Annotated in this window: 20 protein-coding genes; 4 read left to right on the forward strand and 16 right to left on the reverse strand. The window is 38.3% G+C overall.

Features of this window, described 5'->3' with window-relative positions; all coding sequences use genetic code 11:
* Positions 1 to 57 precede the first annotated feature (57 nt).
* From lepA to gpr, 4 genes are all read right to left on the reverse strand, one after another.
* Complete coding sequence (gene lepA / locus GS400_RS13900) at positions 58 to 1881, reverse strand: translation elongation factor 4 (protein WP_236560948.1); 1824 nt, start codon at positions 1879 to 1881, stop codon at positions 58 to 60.
* Positions 1882 to 2097: 216 nt separating this feature from the next.
* Positions 2098 to 2445, reverse strand: coding sequence for a DUF3679 domain-containing protein (locus tag GS400_RS13905; protein ID WP_160102742.1), 348 nt, complete (start codon positions 2443 to 2445; stop codon positions 2098 to 2100).
* A 14-nt stretch (positions 2446 to 2459) separates the two neighbouring features.
* Positions 2460 to 3632, reverse strand: coding sequence for a stage II sporulation protein P (spoIIP, locus tag GS400_RS13910; protein WP_236560950.1), 1173 nt, complete (start codon positions 3630 to 3632; stop codon positions 2460 to 2462).
* A 90-nt stretch (positions 3633 to 3722) separates the two neighbouring features.
* Positions 3723 to 4826: a GPR endopeptidase gene (gpr, locus tag GS400_RS13915; RefSeq protein ID WP_160102744.1), complete on the reverse strand. Its 1104-nt coding sequence runs from the start codon at positions 4824 to 4826 to the stop codon at positions 3723 to 3725.
* A 170-nt stretch (positions 4827 to 4996) separates the two neighbouring features.
* Between gpr and rpsT the strand changes: the two genes are divergently transcribed.
* On the forward strand, positions 4997 to 5263 hold the full coding sequence (gene rpsT, locus GS400_RS13920; RefSeq protein ID WP_160102746.1) for a 30S ribosomal protein S20: 267 nt from the start codon (positions 4997 to 4999) through the stop codon (positions 5261 to 5263).
* Between the two features lie 828 nt (positions 5264 to 6091).
* On the opposite strand, the gene holA is transcribed toward rpsT, so the two are convergent.
* Complete coding sequence (gene holA, locus GS400_RS13925) at positions 6092 to 7132, reverse strand: DNA polymerase III subunit delta (protein WP_160102748.1); 1041 nt, start codon at positions 7130 to 7132, stop codon at positions 6092 to 6094.
* Between the two features lie 312 nt (positions 7133 to 7444).
* Here holA and GS400_RS13930 point away from each other — a divergent pair, with 312 nt between their 5' ends.
* Positions 7445 to 7579, forward strand: a complete 135-nt coding sequence (locus GS400_RS13930; protein WP_027447533.1) for a YqzM family protein — start codon at positions 7445 to 7447, stop codon at positions 7577 to 7579.
* A 69-nt stretch (positions 7580 to 7648) separates the two neighbouring features.
* Here the strand turns inward: GS400_RS13930 and GS400_RS13935 are convergent, their stop codons facing one another.
* From GS400_RS13935 to GS400_RS13945, 3 genes are all read right to left on the reverse strand, one after another.
* Positions 7649 to 9859: a DNA internalization-related competence protein ComEC/Rec2 gene (locus tag GS400_RS13935; RefSeq protein WP_160102750.1), complete on the reverse strand. Its 2211-nt coding sequence runs from the start codon at positions 9857 to 9859 to the stop codon at positions 7649 to 7651.
* A gap of 31 nt (positions 9860 to 9890) precedes the next feature.
* The gene (locus GS400_RS13940) at positions 9891 to 10463 is read right to left on the reverse strand and encodes a ComE operon protein 2 (RefSeq protein WP_160102752.1); all 573 of its coding nucleotides are present in this window, start codon (positions 10461 to 10463) and stop codon (positions 9891 to 9893) included.
* 67 nt (positions 10464 to 10530) lie between these two features.
* Positions 10531 to 11109 carry a helix-hairpin-helix domain-containing protein gene (locus tag GS400_RS13945; protein ID WP_160102754.1) on the reverse strand — a complete coding sequence of 193 codons (579 nt, stop codon included), beginning with the start codon at positions 11107 to 11109 and terminating at the stop codon, positions 10531 to 10533.
* A gap of 80 nt (positions 11110 to 11189) precedes the next feature.
* Here GS400_RS13945 and comER point away from each other — a divergent pair, with 80 nt between their 5' ends.
* Positions 11190 to 12011: a late competence protein ComER gene (gene comER, locus GS400_RS13950; RefSeq protein ID WP_160102756.1), complete on the forward strand. Its 822-nt coding sequence runs from the start codon at positions 11190 to 11192 to the stop codon at positions 12009 to 12011.
* A 208-nt stretch (positions 12012 to 12219) separates the two neighbouring features.
* On the opposite strand, the gene GS400_RS13955 is transcribed toward comER, so the two are convergent.
* From GS400_RS13955 to GS400_RS13990, 8 genes are read right to left on the reverse strand one after another with little or no spacing between them, the layout of a single operon-like run.
* The gene (locus tag GS400_RS13955; RefSeq protein WP_236560953.1) at positions 12220 to 12972 is read right to left on the reverse strand and encodes a class I SAM-dependent DNA methyltransferase; all 753 of its coding nucleotides are present in this window, start codon (positions 12970 to 12972) and stop codon (positions 12220 to 12222) included.
* Complete coding sequence (rsfS, locus tag GS400_RS13960) at positions 12972 to 13334, reverse strand: ribosome silencing factor (protein ID WP_160102760.1); 363 nt, start codon at positions 13332 to 13334, stop codon at positions 12972 to 12974. The genes GS400_RS13955 and rsfS overlap by 1 nt, the downstream gene beginning before the upstream one ends.
* Positions 13335 to 13354: 20 nt before the next feature.
* Complete coding sequence (gene yqeK / locus GS400_RS13965; protein ID WP_160102762.1) at positions 13355 to 13921, reverse strand: bis(5'-nucleosyl)-tetraphosphatase (symmetrical) YqeK; 567 nt, start codon at positions 13919 to 13921, stop codon at positions 13355 to 13357.
* A complete protein-coding gene (locus tag GS400_RS13970) occupies positions 13914 to 14477 on the reverse strand; it encodes a nicotinate-nucleotide adenylyltransferase (protein WP_160102764.1) in 564 nt (187 codons plus the stop codon). Before GS400_RS13970 ends, yqeK begins: the two co-directional genes overlap by 8 nt.
* An 11-nt stretch (positions 14478 to 14488) precedes the next feature.
* Positions 14489 to 14779: a ribosome assembly RNA-binding protein YhbY gene (gene yhbY, locus GS400_RS13975; protein WP_160102766.1), complete on the reverse strand. Its 291-nt coding sequence runs from the start codon at positions 14777 to 14779 to the stop codon at positions 14489 to 14491.
* Positions 14773 to 15621, reverse strand: a complete 849-nt coding sequence (gene aroE, locus GS400_RS13980) for a shikimate dehydrogenase (RefSeq protein ID WP_160102768.1) — start codon at positions 15619 to 15621, stop codon at positions 14773 to 14775. The genes yhbY and aroE overlap by 7 nt, the downstream gene beginning before the upstream one ends.
* A 22-nt stretch (positions 15622 to 15643) precedes the next feature.
* A complete protein-coding gene (yqeH, locus tag GS400_RS13985) occupies positions 15644 to 16744 on the reverse strand; it encodes a ribosome biogenesis GTPase YqeH (protein ID WP_160102770.1) in 1101 nt (366 codons plus the stop codon).
* Complete coding sequence (locus tag GS400_RS13990; RefSeq protein WP_160104632.1) at positions 16732 to 17262, reverse strand: YqeG family HAD IIIA-type phosphatase; 531 nt, start codon at positions 17260 to 17262, stop codon at positions 16732 to 16734. The genes yqeH and GS400_RS13990 overlap by 13 nt, the downstream gene beginning before the upstream one ends.
* 477 nt (positions 17263 to 17739) lie before the next feature.
* Between GS400_RS13990 and GS400_RS13995 the strand changes: the two genes are divergently transcribed.
* Positions 17740 to 17880, forward strand: coding sequence for a sporulation histidine kinase inhibitor Sda (locus GS400_RS13995; RefSeq protein WP_027447545.1), 141 nt, complete (start codon positions 17740 to 17742; stop codon positions 17878 to 17880).
* Positions 17881 to 17920 lie beyond the last annotated feature (40 nt).

Here is a 17920-nt window from a genome sequence, read left to right on the forward strand (position 1 = left end):
TTAATATTGTTCATTAATCATAAATCATCTAATTGCTGGTAAGCTCGATATTGACTTTTAATCGTTGTCAGAATCCATTTCAAGAACGGCCATGAATGCCTCTTGAGGAACTTCAACAGAACCAACCATTTTCATACGCTTTTTACCTTCTTTTTGCTTTTCAAGAAGTTTACGTTTACGTGAAATGTCACCGCCGTAACATTTTGAAAGAACGTTTTTACGCATAGCTTTAATGGTTGAACGAGCCACGATCTTATTCCCAATCGCTGCCTGAACTGGTACCTCGAACTGTTGTCTTGGAATAAGATCCTTCAACTTATTTGCAATGGCTTTTCCTCGCTCATAAGCGAAGTCACGGTGAACAATAAAGGATAAAGCATCGATCGTATCATTGTTTAACAAGATATCCATTTTGACTAGGTTTGATGGACGGTAACCGACCAGATCATAGTCAAAGGATGCGTACCCTTTCGTTTGAGATTTTAGTTGATCGAAGAAGTCGTACACGATCTCTGAAAGTGGAATCTCATACGTAATATTCACACGGTTATCATCAAGGTATTGCATATCCTGAAAGGCGCCACGCTTTGCCTGACAAATCTCCATAACAGAACCAACATACTCGTTAGGAACCATTATTGTTGCTTTCACAAATGGTTCACGCACTTCTGATACAGATTGTGTATCTGGCATCATAGATGGATTATCCACGGTAATCGTTTCGCCATCTGTTAGCTCTACTTCGTAAATAACACTTGGCGCTGTTGTAATAAGGTCAATGCCAAATTCACGCTCAATACGCTCTTGAATAATCTCCATGTGTAGTAAACCAAGGAATCCGCAACGGAAACCAAAGCCTAGTGCCTGAGATGTTTCTGCTTCGTACTGTAGAGAAGAGTCATTTAACTCTAATCGCTCAAGCGCTTCTCTAAGGTCATTATAGTTTGAAGCATCAACTGGGAAGATTCCACAGAACACCATTGGATTCATTTTCTTATAACCCGGTAACGGTTTAGCAGCTGGTCGCTCAGCAGATGTAATCGTATCACCCACACGAGAATCACTCACATTTTTAATAGAAGCCGTTAAATATCCAACATCCCCTACTGTCAGGGAATCTTTAGGGGTTGGTTTAGGATTAAATACACCAATTTCAGTGACTTCGAACTCTTTCTCCGTCTGCATCATACGAATACGTTGACCAACGCGAACTGTACCTTCCTTAATACTGATCGAAGCGATAACGCCTCGGTAAGGGTCATACAATGAGTCAAAGATAAGTGCTTTCAATGGATCCTCTGGCTCACCTTCTGGAGCTGGAACGCGTTCTACGATCGCTTCTAGAATATCGTCGATTCCAATTCCAGATTTTCCTGAAGCGTGAATGACTTCATCTTTCGTTACACCTAATAAATCTTCTAATTCTTTTGTTACACGTTCTGGATCTGCTGCTGGTAAATCAATTTTATTAATAACAGGTATGATTTCAAGATCATTATCAAGCGCTAAGTATAAGTTCGCTAGCGTCTGAGCTTCAATTCCTTGCGCAGCATCCACCACTAAAAGAACTCCGTCACAAGCAGCTAAACTACGAGATACCTCATACGTAAAGTCTACGTGACCCGGTGTATCGATTAAGTGGAACAAATAATCTTCACCATTTGCTGCTCCGTAACGCAACTGAACCGCATTTAGCTTAATTGTAATACCACGTTCACGTTCTAAGTCCATAGCATCAAGAAATTGCTCTTTCATTTCTCGTTGAGTTAAAGCTTTTGTTCTTTCTAAAATTCTATCGGCTAAAGTTGATTTGCCGTGGTCTATATGAGCGATAATCGAAAAATTACGCACATTTTCTTGTTTAATTGGGTTGTTACTCACATTCATCACTCCTACTTTATACCGCAACAATCGCTAGCTTAGATTATAGCAATGGAATAGGGATACTTCAACGAAAAGTCCATGATCCTATTATAAATGGGCCCTTGTATAAGAAATTTTTACAAGCTTAAACTCGGTTTAAGATAATGATAATCGGCATTAATAAGGCGCTTGTCTTAGTATGTAGACAAGCGCCTTATTTTACAATCAATCGTATTAAAAGAATACTTGTACAAATTGATAAACGACCATGATCATTTGATTGTACAACCATTGTACTGACTTTTCGAGCGTAACCGCTACCTTTTGGATTCCATGGCTAGATTGTAACTCTTCATACTTTTTTTGCTTCTCGTCCATTGACACTTGTTGAAAATCTTGACCTAGTACTTTAACTTCTACTTTCCCAGTATCGACATGACGAGTTTGAACTGCTTCTTGAAATGTTTCACTTTCGAACCCACGCATTTTTATCATTCCTTGGCTAGCTTGGTTCATTCCAACCAGCACACCACCTAAAAATAAGATCACCATCACAAGAAATGTCATTGTCATTCGTACCATTTAGGCTCAGCTCCTTAATTACCGTTCACTTTTTCAGCCTGCCAGTAGTAGTCGCTAAAGACTTCTGCAAATGCATCAGCTGTTCGATATAGTTCCTCTAAATTACTGCTTACTCCACCGAACTCAATTACGATTGAATTACTTGAAAGATCTTGGTTAAATACACCATTTGTTCCTTGACCTTTTTTCTCTGTCACACCTCGACTGATCCCTGGATATTTCTTTTCGAGCAGTTTGTGTAAATCCCAAGCTAATTTGGCATTCTTTTCATAATTCGGATTATCCCCACCAACTACAAAGAACAAGCGAGCGTAAGATTTACCATTTATCTCTTTAGATGTGAAGGACTTGTCCGAATGCCAATCTCTATGAAGGTCAAAAAAGAATTGGAGGTTATCATTTTGCTTTATAGCTTGTGCAACGACCGGTCTAGACATTTCATAGGATTCGTAATATTTCATCCCATTATTTAATAACTTTCCAGTTATATCCGATTTATCAATATTTGTACCTATCCCATTATTCTCCAAACTTTTCTTAAGCCTATCACCAACCATGGTTATATTCGCCTTTGAATGATAGGCATCATCGGCGACTGTCCCTGGTGGAAGTAGAGGTAAGAAGGACTCGCGGTTATGAGAATGATATATAAATACAACATCACGTTCGCCAGTTGTCTGAACTGGCTCTTTTTCTTCAGCTTTAGGTGGATCAGGAGTTTCATCATCGGTTATGACAGCTTCTTTTTCTTCCTCAAACACTTCCATTGGGGGTGAAGACTCAATCGGCATATTCGTATAATCTGTTCCCTCACCTGCCACTATGATCTTCCCATCATAAGCTGCAAACCCAGGTAGTTCTCTCCCTAGTAAAGACCTTGGATCATCGGGTTTAATAGAGGTAGCACTTTGGAAAACGAGCTGAGTAACATCAATTTCCTCTTGATCTTCAGGGTATGCTTCTTTATAAAGACGATTTTCCATTCCCATCAAGTGAAGAAAAGACCTTCCTGAAATTTGACCTGTCAAATGGTGAACAGAAGAAGAAGATAATCTATAAGCAGGTTGAATTGACGTTAACAACCCAATTAACAAAAACAAGGCTATGACAGAAAACAGAAATACACCGCTTCGTTTGTACCAACTCTTTAACTCTTTATGAATAAAAGAAAAATTCTTCTTAGACACGAGTTCCACTCCCTCTGCTCATTTCTAGCAACTCTAGTAAATCTATATGAGCATAAAAGAGAGAGTAGAACCTTTCTTCTAATTTTTATATTATCTTGTAAACGCGTCCTCTGTATCCGTATCTACATCCTCATGTAAGGCTGCGTTCATTCCAGAAGCAATGACATGAGCCATGTCTTTCATGAATCCATCAACTTCTTTTGGTGTAACCATTAAATTATGACCGATTGGTGTTAATACCTCTTGAATAAGCTTTCTTTTTTCTTGATCTGATAGACCACCTATCATTCCCAGAATTGCCTCTCGTTGCTTATCACTTGGCAAATCCTCTTCAGTTAATTTCTTTCTTTCTCCAAAATCCATTCCGGCTGGTGTGAGGGCTTTTGATGGATCATCTTTTGTATTCCATTCACGTCCGAAGTGTTTCAATACATAGTCAATCGTATCGCTCGTAATGGTGACCGCATCTACAACCGTCGGAACTCCTACTGCAATCACCGGAATTCCAAGCGTGTCTACACTTAATTCTTTTCGTTTATTCCCAACCCCTGATCCTGGATGGATACCTGTATCAGAGATTTGAATCGTTGCATTCACCCGATCAATAGACCTTGCTGCCAATGCATCAACAGCAATGACGAAGTCCGGCTTCACTTTTTCAATAACCCCAAAAATAATGTCACTTGTCTCAATCCCTGTAACCCCCATAACTCCAGGTGTTACTGATGATACTGGACGAAAGCCCTTATCAACTCTCTCAGGTTGTAGCTCAAATAAGTGACTGGTTACTAGAAGTTTTTCAGCCACCATTGGCCCTAGCGCATCTGGTGTGACATTGTCATTTCCTAATCCTACGACTAAACAAGAAGCATCTTTAGGAAGGTTCGCTTTTCCTATAATACCTTCTAGTTCTCTTGCAAAAATGGATGCTGTGTGGTGCTCTAGTTCCGTATCATGGTTTCGAATAGCTTGTGATTCAATCGTGATATAGGTGCCTGGCTTTTTTCCCATTCGTTCCGCACCTGACTCATCAATATCAACATATGTGACTTTAACTTCGCCTTCCTCTTGTTCCTTAACTGTGACACCTTGTTGGCCTGTTTTATTTTTCTTTTCTTCCTTTTCAGCTAGCATTTCGTTAGCTTCTAAAGCAAGGTCTGTTCGAATTTGGAAACGCTCCAGATCGAGTGACATATGAAAACCTCCACTTTTTTTTATTAGGATTGCCGCCAGCTTATTCTTTCATACAAGATAATTTACTTGTCACACTTTGATAATTCTATTGAAAACTTGCCCGGGCTTTGGTAAAATGTCTCTTGTTCCAAGTTAAAGTAGGCTTGAATCTCTTTAGGAGGTGAAAATAGATGCCAAACATTAAATCTGCGAAAAAACGTGTTGTTACACAAAACGCTAGCCGTGCTCAAAACCAGTCTTTCAAAGCAGACATGCGTTCTGCTGTGAAGCGTGTTGAGAACCTAGTAAGTGAGAACAAAAAACAAGAAGCGGAAGAAGCGTTGAAATCAGCTGCTCAAAAAATTGACAAAGCTGTAGGTAAAGGCCTTATCCACAAAAACAACGGTAACCGTCAAAAAGCTCGTCTTTCTAAGAAAGTACAAGAGCTTACTTCTTAATAACGATTCCTTTATTATGACCAACAACCACGGCCCTTGCCTTGGGTCGTAAAAACATCTGCTTTTGGCTTTATGTCGAAGGTAGATGTTTTTTTATTTTGATCTGTTTTATAAGAAAATTGCTAATGGATTTATTCAGTAATATGGCAGTTATCTGGAATAAGCTGGTGAGGGGTGGTTCCGTTGCGTTTATGCAGTGCGGCGGGCTGTGGAACGGGTTGCTTTCCCCGGAAGACCGATCGAGCTTCCTCGTCACTACGTTCCTGCGGGATCTCGCTCGCCCTTTCTACCGGAGGAGTCAACCCGTTCCACAGCCCACCTTAGCCGAATCGTGATGAACGGAACCGCAGTGATATGGAGAGGTGATGCTTAAGGACATCTGTTCCGTTATTTGATCTTAATATGACTTTTATGAAGAGCTTCCGGACATTTATTCCGTTATTTGCATCAAATCACCTTGAAAAACCCAATTTGTCACAAATAAGGTACCATATGTCCGTAACGACTCTCGAAATGCCTTAAAAGTTCAAAATAACGGAACAGATGTCCGTAACGTTTATTGCTCAAGAAACTAGGGTCCGTTAATCTCCATAAAAGCAAAGGGGTGAGGGAAACGGCAAACTCCCGCGGTAGAAAGGGCAGATGAGACCCCGCAAGGAGCGTAGCGTATGAGGAGGCTCAGCTGGTCTTCCGCAGGAGTATTGCCGTTTCACTGAACCCCTTTTTCTTTTTCCAGCAACGGACATCCACTGCACATTATCTCGATTCCAAGTCTTCCAGGTAAGGGGACTAAAACGGAACAAGTAATTAAAAAATCCACCAGCGCTCTTAAGCACTAGTGGATCGTTTTAAATTTATTAGTTCGTACAGAAGCATTTCAAAGGCTAATGTTTTATCCATCTTTCCTTGTTTGATCGCTGCATCTGCTTCGGTCAAATGTTGCATAATCAAGGAGAGTTCTTTATCAGTAAAGCCTCTTTCACGTTTCAAAGCCATTTTTACAGCAAATGGAGCTACTTTTGCTTGTTGAGCAATTTGGTTTTGAGAATAACCTTTTTGCTTCAATAGTTTGGATTGGAAGATCAACCTGAACTGAGACGCAAGCAATGCAAGTAAGCCTATTGGCTCTTCATTTTGTTTTTCCAAATCTTTATAGATCAACATAGCCCGTTGAATATTTTGATTCATGACAGCATCAACTAATTTAAAGGCTGATGCTTGAGGGTTGTGTGAAGCAAGCAGTTCTGCCACTTCCTTTGTTACCGTCCCCCCTTCTCCTACATATAAAGCCATCTTCTCAAGTTCATTACGAATAGACATTAAATTGGTCCCGTTTTCCTGAATAAAGATTTCTAATGCAGGGGACTCTAAGTTTATATGTAGTTCCTTAGCCATGGATTGAATCCAATCGTTCATTTCATATTCTTTAAAAGATTGGCACGGAATAACCTGTCCAACTTCTTTGATTTGTTTTATAATTTTCTTACGCTCATCTACCTTCTCGTATGGAGCAATGAACACAATCACAGAATAATCCACGGGTTGCTCGAGATAGGATTGGAGAACATTTAAATCGTGTTCAACCTGAACTTTATCGGGTTTAGCTTTAAAGAAGCTCGGGTTTTTACAAAGTAATAATTTTCGGTCTCCAAAAAACGGAAATGTTTCAGCATCCATAATGACCTCTTGTATTGGCATTTCTTCAAGGTCATAAACCGATAAATTCACATCGTGCTCGTCCTCTGATAATGCGTTTTGCACGAGTGCTTGTTGAAGGTCTTGGATCAAATAAGACTCCGTTCCATATATCAAATAAACAGGATCAAACTGTTTTTTCTTGATTTTCTTTAATGCATCAAAATAAACCATACGGTCGTTCCTCCATTTCTACTCATAAGAGTATGGTATACGGAATTTGCATGGCTTTCAAGAGTGAATTGAAGAGGGAAATGGACTTTCCATTCCCCCCTGGCATCTATATAAACGTTTACAAAACAGCCCTAGGCAACTGTTTTATAAACGATATTTTTAGCTTACTTATAGAGTAGCCAAATCCGTAAAAACTATGGGTGTTAACTCTTGTCAACAAAGGGAATACGAAAGGTACATGAAATTTTCTACCTAGTATAGATTTTTTTCGTGTAATCGCTTATACTAGGAAATGGTATAGGAGGGGTAAAAGTGAACGAATTTAAAAAAGAAGTACAATCACCAACTAACGATGTTATTGATTCAGGTTTAGGGTTTGTTTTCTCATTCTTGTTCTTCTTTATCATCTTCGCTATTGGTGCAGGTGTACGATTACTTGGTAACTAATGTATGATGAGACAAAAGAGGCTGCTCTCGAGACAGTCTCTTTTTTTATGGTTTTCGTTATACGTTATCCTATGGTTCATGCCTATAAAACGTACCTGTCCCACCTGAAAATTCAAAGTAGACCGCTCCATACTGATCTGTTCTCATGATTCGTACATTTTCTTGTTCTAATCGATCAATTACCTCTTGAGATGGATGTCCATGAGAATTGTTCCTTCCAACCGAAATCCAAGCTACTTCAGGGGACATTTTACGCAAGAACGTTTCATTTGTTGAAAAACGACTACCGTGATGAGCTACTTTTAAAACATCCACTGGATCTGAATTCAGCATTTTTTCATTGTCACCACTTATATCCCCTGTGAACAACCATGATTTCCCTCCAATATGAGAACGAATCACAAGTGAATTTTCATTGGTGCTCTCCATGTCTCGGTCAGGATGTAAGACATGAAATGAAGTTTCTCCCACTTGAAAGACATCCCCTTTACGAACTGTAACCTGATTTTTAAATTGGTTATCCTCTTCAAAATAAGGGCTAGTTATGACCGTATTAACGTTAAATCGAGAAATCACTTTAGCTGCGCTCCCCATATGATCCACGTCATGGTGAGTTAACAACAATACATCAACACCCCCAATACCTCTTGACAATAAATAGGGTTCAATCACTTTTGAAAATACATCTTCGTTTGATTTAACAGCCCCTGCTGCATCAATTATCATCACATATTCTCGGTTGGGCCACTCAATGACAAATGTATCCCCTTGACCAATATCTAACATGGTCACCCGACCTACTTTGGAAAAGTAAGGTACACATGCATCAAACAATAATACGAATACAAGCAGAACCGCCCAAAGAAAGGTCTTCTTCTCGTTCCATATAGTCCACTGACGCATCATCAAAATCAATACAATGTAATACATGATGATTACACCAAATAATAGCTCTCCTGTAACCAATTCCAGGTACCCTATCCGATCTAGGAAAAATAATAAATCCATGCAAAGCTTAAGAAGTTTTTGAAATAACAAATCGCCCCAATTCGTTAGGACACCTTGAAAAAAAGAAAACAAAACTAAAAAGAGACATAATGGTAATATAAGAAACGAAAAAATAGGAATGTACAACAAGTTCATAATTAAGGAAAGAGGATTATAGGAATAAAACGTATCCAATTGAATGGGGAGAATCGCAAGTTGACTAATAAAACTTACACGAAGAAGCGAAAATATGAAGGAATTGTATTGAGTGAAGATTGGTTTGGAGAGTAAAAGCGAGAATGTAACAACAAATGAGAATTGAAACCCTAACTGAAATAAAAGTGAAGGATTAAACCATAAGGTGAAGAGAACAATAATGCTCAATACATCTGTAATCCGCCATCGTTGGTTTAGAAACGTCATAAGAATAACCGCTTCAGCCATTAAAGTGGCCCTCAGCACAGAAGGAGCCCCTCCCGCTAAAACAGAATATACCGGTAAAAAGAGCATAATCATTACTTTCACCTTTCCCTTGGTTAAGATACCAAAACGGATCCCTGTATAAGAAAAGAAGGCAATGAAAAGACCAACGTGTAATCCTGAAATCGCAAGTAAATGAGATAAATTCCATCGTTGAAAAGATTCAACTTCTTCATTTAAAAGATACTGGTCATCACCAAATACGAGAGCATTGATCCAAGATGCTGTTTTTTTACTATATGCCTCTTGGGTATGAGCAATAATGGTTTGTCTCCACTGAAATATTTTTGAGAAGAGTGTCCCTTTACTACAAACGACTTTGTCATCATTAATCACGATAAGTCCTTGAAGACCTTTAGAATAGATATATTCCCGATAATCAAATACTCCAGGGTTACGAGCTTGTTCTGGTTTTTTAGGAGTACCTGTAAATGCACATGTGGCACCGTATTGAAAGGCAGAGGATAAATGTGAGAGGTCAAAGGAGTAAACTAGCCACTTTCTTTCTGTTTCTTTTTCTATAGCTTCAAAACGAATATAATCCGATTTAATTTCTGGAGCTCTCGTAACGGTTACTGACCAATATTGTTTATCAGAGGGGAAAGGCTTGATAGATGGTGAAGTGTAATGATTCATTAATAACGGAAGAACCATAGAGACCACACAAATGAATAGAGGGAGCTTAGGGAGGGTGTACCAACGTAACAATCCTAGACATAAGATGGTTGCAATAAAAAAACCCAAATGGCTTTGAATGGATAGAGCAAATCCAAGGAGTCCTGATATGGCAACATAATGCCAATACCCATTCATCCCTTCACCTCCTCCCTCTATACAACAAGTATTAACCTTTACGTGGCGCAAATAATGATGCAGCTTCCTGACGTAAAGTGTGAATTTTATCTGAGGAAACATTACTTTCTTCTAAATGGTCAATTAAATCATTTATGTATTGTAGCTTTTCTTGTGATTTTGTATCTACAACAAGATCTTCTAGTTCCACTTTTTCCACATGGACACCTGCGTCTTTAAATAATTCTTCAGCATATGGATGGTTTTTATAATCCTTCGCATAATACACACTCTTAATTCCAGCTTGTATAAGAGCTTTACAACAGTGAATACATGGGAAATGAGTTACATATACCTCTGATCCCTCTGTTGGTACGCCGAATTTCGCACATTGTAATAAGGCGTTCATCTCTGCGTGAATGGTACGAACACAGTGACCATCAATGACATAGCAGCCTTCATCAATACAATGAACACTTCCTGAGACACTCCCGTTATATCCACCCGCAATAATACGTTTATCCCGTACAATCGTTGCTCCTACAGCTAAACGTTCACATGTACTACGTAAAGCTAACAAATGACTTTGTGCCATAAAATATTGATCCCAGGAAATCCGTTTCATCTACAAAACCACCTTTTCGGAATTTTCTCATTAAGTGTACTGCCTTCCAATAGGCTCGTCAATAAGCTCAAGGAACACGAACATCCTCGCGAAACCCTTCTAACGTTTTACTACCTATCCCTCTAATCTCTAAGAGGTCGTCCACAGATTTAAAAGGGCCATATTGATCTCTATAAGCAATTATTTTTTTAGCTTTTACTTCTCCGATGCCAGATAAATTCATCAATTCTTCAAGTGAGGCTCGATTTATGGATAACTTATCAGCGTAAGAGCCATTCACCACTTCCACTAAGGTTTCAGCAGAAACATACACAACCATTTCATCCATTAATTTTTGAGCCAGATTAACCGAAAGAGGATCAGCTTGGTCAGTCATCCCTCCAGCTCTCATTATGGCATCCTGAACCCTTCTCCCCTCTTCAAGCTCATAAACTCCTGGTTGATTCACTTCACCTTTCACATCAACAACAATTGAAAATTTTGTTTTCCGTTCACTTTTCGAATCAGCAACATCATATTCACTCTGATTCTTTTGTTCCATTTTCAGCACTTTTTGATCTGAAGGCATATCTTGCTGCCAGAAGAATAAACCTATAAAGCTGAACAAAACCAAGAGCGTTAAGACGTAGTTTGGAATTCTTTTCATAAACGTACCACCTACTTTCATATATTTGTTAAGGGAACATAGAATGTAAAAAGACCGTGTTGTAAAGGAGGGGATGTAGGATGAAATGGGGAATCATCGGAACGGGAAACATGGGGACGATCTTAGCAGAAGCTTGGCTAGAATCTGGTATGATCGATCAAGAAGACTTATATATCACCAATAGAACACTTGAAAAGGCTTATGCCATTCAAAAAAACTATCCTGCTATACATGTTTGCGAAAATGCTGCCTCTATCGCAGAAAAAACAGATTTAGTATTCATATGTGTTAAGCCCTTAGATATTCACCCCCTTTTAATCAAATTGGAGCCTACATTATCTAAGCAGCAGTGCTTAGTTTCAATTACGAGTCCATATGCTGTTGAGGATTTGGAGAAGCTTGTTCCATGCCAAGTTGCTCGTTTAGTACCAAGTATCACGAACCGAGCACTTTCAGGTGTGGCCCTATTAACTTTTGGAGATTCTGTAGAGCCAGTTATGAAGGGATACTTAACACAAAGTTGTAAGGTGTTTTCTAGACCTGTAGAAATTAAGGATTCAATAACGAGGGTCTCATCAGACATTGTTTCTTGTGGTCCTGCCTTTTTTAGCTATTTAATACAAAGGTTCATACAAGCAGCGTGTGAAGAGACAGAGATTACCGAAGAAGAAGCTACAATTATGATGACAGAAATGATGATTGGGTTCGGAAAGTTAATTGAGGATGGTCATTACTCTCTCAGAACATTACAAGAGAAAGTATGTGTTAAGGGTGGTGTGACAGGAGAAGGTATTGCAGTATTAGAACGAGAAATTGGTAACATGTTTAATTTGCTATTCCATCGCACTCATCATAAATATGCTAAAGATAAGCGCGAAATTCGAGAGCAGGAAATGGGATAAGATATTAATTCCACATTTCAGTAGATTTTCCTGCTTCATTCATAAAAAAATAGAGAACCCAGTACATCGGAGAGTTGAGTATTAAATTGCCAAAGCAATTTGATGCTCTTTTTTTACATTTATAGAGATATTTTCTACACAAAAAAATAGTTCAATTAAGGTTACAAATGCCATAACTGAACTACTTATTTATATAGTCTTTTTTATTTTAATTTGGTTTCTGACAAACAAAAAATATACGATCATTCTCTAGTTCATCATAACCCGCTTCATCTGCAAAGTCAGCATGTATTCCTTGAATTGTAAAACCTATCTCTTTTAACCATTGCGAGTAATCCTCGACACTATATGTGCGTTGCGTATGGTACTCATCAAAGCGCTCATAATTTTGATCGTTCTTGACAAAAAAGGTTAAATCATGATGAACGGTATGAGGCGTTTCTCCTTCATCACAAAACCAAATATAGGATACCTCGTCATACACTACGCCAAAGGTTTGATTTTTAAGAACATGTTCCACATATCCTATCGAGTGAACATCAAACATGAAAAGTCCTGCAGGTTCTAATGAATCATAGACACTCTGAAAGACTTTCTGTACGTCTTGATCATCCGTAATATAATTCAATACATCACAGTAACTAACTATGATATCATACATTCCGGGAACCTCTAGATTCGTTATATCTTGTTTAAGCCATTGGATCGATTGGTTATGAAGATTACTCTTACGTTCAGCAATCGAAAGCATCTCTTCAGACAGGTCAACACCTGATACATGATAACCTTGCGCACTTAATTGTATCGTGATTTCACCTGTGCCTGCACCTAAATCAAGAATTGAACCCGCATTCGAGCAATAAGTTTTGATTCTTCTATTTGTAAACTGAACCCATTGCTCATAAGGGACATCCTTCATTAAAGTGTCATACACTTCTGCAAAACGACCATAGCTCATCATTAAGCTTGATCTGGTGCGATGTCTTGGAACGTATAAGTTGGTGCATCGCCCCAAAGGCGTTCAAGGTTATAATAACCACGTTCATCCTCATGGAAAACATGACAAACGACATCGTCTAAATCAATAAGGATCCAACGTGCATGTTCAAAACCTTCGAACCTTTTTACTTCGATCCCTTTTTCTTCTGCTTCTTGTTTGATGCCACGTGCAATAGCTTGTACTTGTCTTTCACTTGTACCATGACAGATTAAGAAGTAATCCGAAATAAGGGACACATGTTTCATGTCCATCACGACAATATCTTCTCCACGCTTATCTTCACATGCTTGTGCGGCAAGCTGCATTAGTTCCTTACTTTCCATTTAACCATTCCTTCCATAGGTTACGCTTTAATTTTATTCGTCAATGCATTATAGGCATGAAATGTTTCCGGATAAATTGGTTGGCTCTTACTCATTAAAAAGGCAATCGTATTTTTAGAAGCCATCCAACACCCATAATCTAAATCTTCCCAAGAACTTTTGCGGACTTCTTCTAACCCTGGAAATTTTCGTCCAGGTTCAATATAGTCAGCTAAGAAAATGACTTTATCAAGCTTGGTCATATGAGCTCGACCTGTTGTATGATAATGAATTGCTTCAAGAACTTCTTTATCTTTAAGACCGATCTCTCGTTCCACCAAAAGAGCCCCTACAGGACCATGCCATAGTTCATGGTGGTAATGAAGTAAGTCTTTTGGTAAGTACGTTGATTCAATCCAACGCTTCATTTCTGTAATCGGTCGATATTTAGCATAATCATGAAAGATTGCAGCAATCTCAGCTTTTTCCTCATCTACCCCATACGTTTGAGCAAGTTGAATGGCTGTTTCCATAACGCGGACCGTATGATCATATCGTTCTTGCTTTAAATGAGGCTTAACAAGAGCTAAAGCTTCTTCTCTATTCATATAAATTATGCTCCTTTATATAAGATTCCACACCTTCTGGCAGTAAGTACTTCGTTGAGCCTCCGAATTTAATCCTATCTCGCACTAATGTTGACGATACCTCGAACATCGGAATATCCACTTTTTCAATAGGATAAGGACTTTTCAATTCGTGACCTCTTCTTTTAACCCCTACAAATGTGACCAGTTCAACTAATTCATCAATTCGATGCCATTTTGGTAAATACTCTACTTGATCTCCACCAATAATAAAGTAGAATATTGTATCTTCAAATTGACGAATCAATTCGTTAACTGTGTCATAAGTGTAAGAAATGCCAGAACGCTCCATTTCAATCGTGCTCACATTAAAATGCGGATTCGATTTGATCGCTAGTTGGGTCATTTCCACTCGATGTTCCACATTTGTATTTGAAGCTTCTTTGTGTGGTGGGTCATGAGACGGCACAAACCATACCTCATCAAGCCCAAGTGCTTGAAACACTTCTTCAGCTACGAGCAAATGCCCGATATGAGGAGGGTCAAATGTCCCCCCCAGTAAACCTACTTTTCTCATGCTTAACTCCTTTAAGGTAAAACAATTTGTTTATGCTCAATTGATTCTTTATATAAGACAATGACATTTCCAATGACTTGTACGACATGTGCATTTGTACCTTCTGCCAATTCACGTGCCACTTCATTTTTATCGTCAAAATTATTTTGTAAAATACTAACTTTAATTAGTTCGCGCTTTTCTAGCACATCGTTAATTTGTTGAATCATATTGTCATTTACACCTGTTTTTCCTACTTGGAATATTGGGTTTAAATGATGTGCTTTCGAGCGCAAAAATCGTTTTTGTTTTCCTGTTAACATGGTTCCTCACCTTTCAATTGTTGTTCGAATTTCTCTAGAAGTAATTCAGCCTTTAAAACAGAGGATGTCCAAATTTCATAAGACAACGCTGCTTGGTATAACAACATTCCATGACCATATAAAACATGCGCACCACGCTCTCTAGCTTCTTTTAAGAAAGCCGTTTCCATGGGTCGATATACAATATCGCATACAACCGTATCCGGATGAACATGAGTTAAAGATAGAATGCTTTGCTTTTCATTTGGTGTCATTCCAACAGATGTGGTTTGAACAATCATATCATACTCAGGCAATTTTTCTTCAGCTTCTTCTAAGGTCAAAATCGATGTGTTTGTTTCAGAAGATTTTAGATCTAACATTTCTTCCGCACGTTGTTGAGACCTGTTTGCGATATCGACACTAGATGTATCTTCTTCTACTAAAGCTCGATAGATCCCTTTCGCTGCCCCTCCTGCCCCTATACAGAGCACTTTCATTTCTGGGAATGAATGTCTAGGGTAGGATTCTTTAAACGATCTGATAAACCCTTTTCCATCTGTATTATATCCGATCCATTTACCATTTTCTAAATGAACTGTATTAACTGCCCCAATCATTTTAGCATAAGGGTCAACCTCATCTAAAAAAGATAAAATTCTCTCCTTGTAGGGTACAGTTACATTAAAACCGTCTATTTTTAATGTTCTCATTGCTTCCAGTGTAGATGCGAACTCATCTGGGGGTGTCTCAAATACTCTGTAGATTCCTTGCTTCTGTTGCTGATTAAGAAATTGATTATGAATCCACGGCGACCGAGAATGAGCTGCAGGATACCCCACGAGTCCAAAGAAATAACTCATCGCTAAATTCACCTCCGCACTATTAAATTAAGGAAGGACGTAATGATACACGTACACCTTCAGGAATGTGAGCTGTAATGGTGACACCACCCTCAGGTACGGTTACCCATCCCAGGCCAGAAAAGACAATATCCGTTTTTCCTTCTTCTACATGAAACGTTTTTGGTTGAAGAGTAGGCAACTGTTCAACAGCTTCCGGACTAGGTGGTGTAAGCATTTCGCCTACATGGTTTTTATATAATTCATCTGCTTTTTCTAATTTCGTTCTGTGTATCATTAGATCATTTGAGAAGTAACACACAAATGAGCTTTTTTCACCTTTTTCAAAATCAAAACGGGCTAAACCACCAAAATATAGCGTTTGTCCTTCATTTAGCTGGTACACTTTTGGCTTAATTTCTTTTTGTGGCGTGATGACTTTTAAATCTTTTTCAGATACATAATGTGCCATCTGGTGATGATTAATAATTCCTGGTGTATCGAATAAAGAAGACTTCTCATCTAAAGGAATGTCGATAAATCCTAGTGTAGTGCCAGGGAAATAAGAAGTTGTAATAGCTTCTTTTTCTCCCGTCGTTTCATGAATTAGATGGTTAATAAATGTAGATTTCCCTACATTCGTACACCCAACTACATAAACGTCTTTATTTCTTCTTAATGATTCGATACCTTCAGCAACTTCCTTCATCCCAGTACCAGATTTTGCGGATACTAAGAAAACATCACTAACCTTTAGACCTAATTCTTTAGCAGAACGACGCATCCATTGTTTTACTTTGTTTGGGTTAATGGACTTCGGTAATAAATCGACTTTATTCCCTACAAGGATGATTGGCTTTTCACCTGTAAATCGGGGCAGTCCATTTATAAAGCTCCCGTTGAAATCGAAAATATCAATTACTTTAACAATGATTCCATTCATTGCTCCTATATCATTTAGCATACGTAGGAAATCATCATCAGTCAGATCAACATCTTGAACTTCATTGTAATGTTTTAAGCGAAAGCACCGCTTACATATGATGTCTTCTCTTTCTAGAGCTGATGCAGGAGCATATCCTACCGCATTCGGATCTTCAGTCTGAATTTCAGCACCGCACCCCTGACAAATTATTTTTTCCATCTTTCTTCCTCCCATGAGATGTACCCTTTTCGTTGAAACCAACTAAGTAAACGGCGTTCAACTTTACGATTAATACGCGTCAAAACGCCATCTGTTTGAACAATTGGTACAACTAAGATGGTATAGAGATTAGCTCGATTCCCTCCGAGTACATCTGTTAATAATTGATCTCCAACAACCACTATTTCCTTCTTTTCTAGCTTCATTACATTACGTGCTTGACGAAAAGCTTGTCCCAAAGGTTTCCGAGCACTATAAATAAACGGAATATTTAAAGGTTCCGAAAAACTTGTAACACGCTCTTCATTATTATTAGACATAATCGTAACTTGAATATCGTTTTCTTTCATTAATTTGAACCACTGCTCTACTTCTTTCGTGGCATCCTTCTGATCCCACGCCACGAGAGTGTTATCCAAGTCTGTTATGATTCCTTTTATCCCTTTTTCTTTTAAATCATCTGGACGAATTTCAAAAATAGAATGAACATGCTCATCCGGCAAGAACATTTTTAACACAACGTTCACCTCAATTTACAATCTGTAGCCTCTTAATGGACCACTTCCTCATGATATACAATTTAGTATTCCCTTTCAAAAGAAACTTTGTATTTCTTATTCATTTTTAAGTGTTATTTGAAATATAGACATGTAACATATGCAAAAAAACGTTCATTGTTTCTAAAAACCGTTCGACAAATTCTTGCATTTTTCTCCTTGTGGATAAGTTCATACACAAAACCCACAGTGACATACGTGGGACCGTTTATTTTTCCCACAAGTTATTCACAAGTTATATACAAGTTTATGTGGATATCTAGGCAGTTGTAGGGGGCACTCTTTCATGATAAATTATACATACGCTAAATACTTACAGATGTTTGACACAAATAATTGATATAAAAATAGACAGATAATCATAACGGCTTTTTAAATGCATTTCCAATTTCATTCTTGTGCGGGAGGTGAGAAGCCTGGATCGAACAGGCCATCACTATGGAACATTTATCAGACGAACTGTTAATTGAATCCTACTACAAAGCGAATGATTTAAAATTAAGTGCGGAATTTATTAAAATGATTGAAGAAGAACTGCAACGCCGATCATTAAGTCATTTAATTAAATACTCTAGTTAGTTCCTTAAAACCCTACTATATCAAGCATAGTAGGGTTTTT

It is taken from the genome of Pontibacillus sp. HMF3514 (assembly GCF_009858175.1).
Taxonomy (GTDB): domain Bacteria; phylum Bacillota; class Bacilli; order Bacillales; family BH030062; genus Pontibacillus.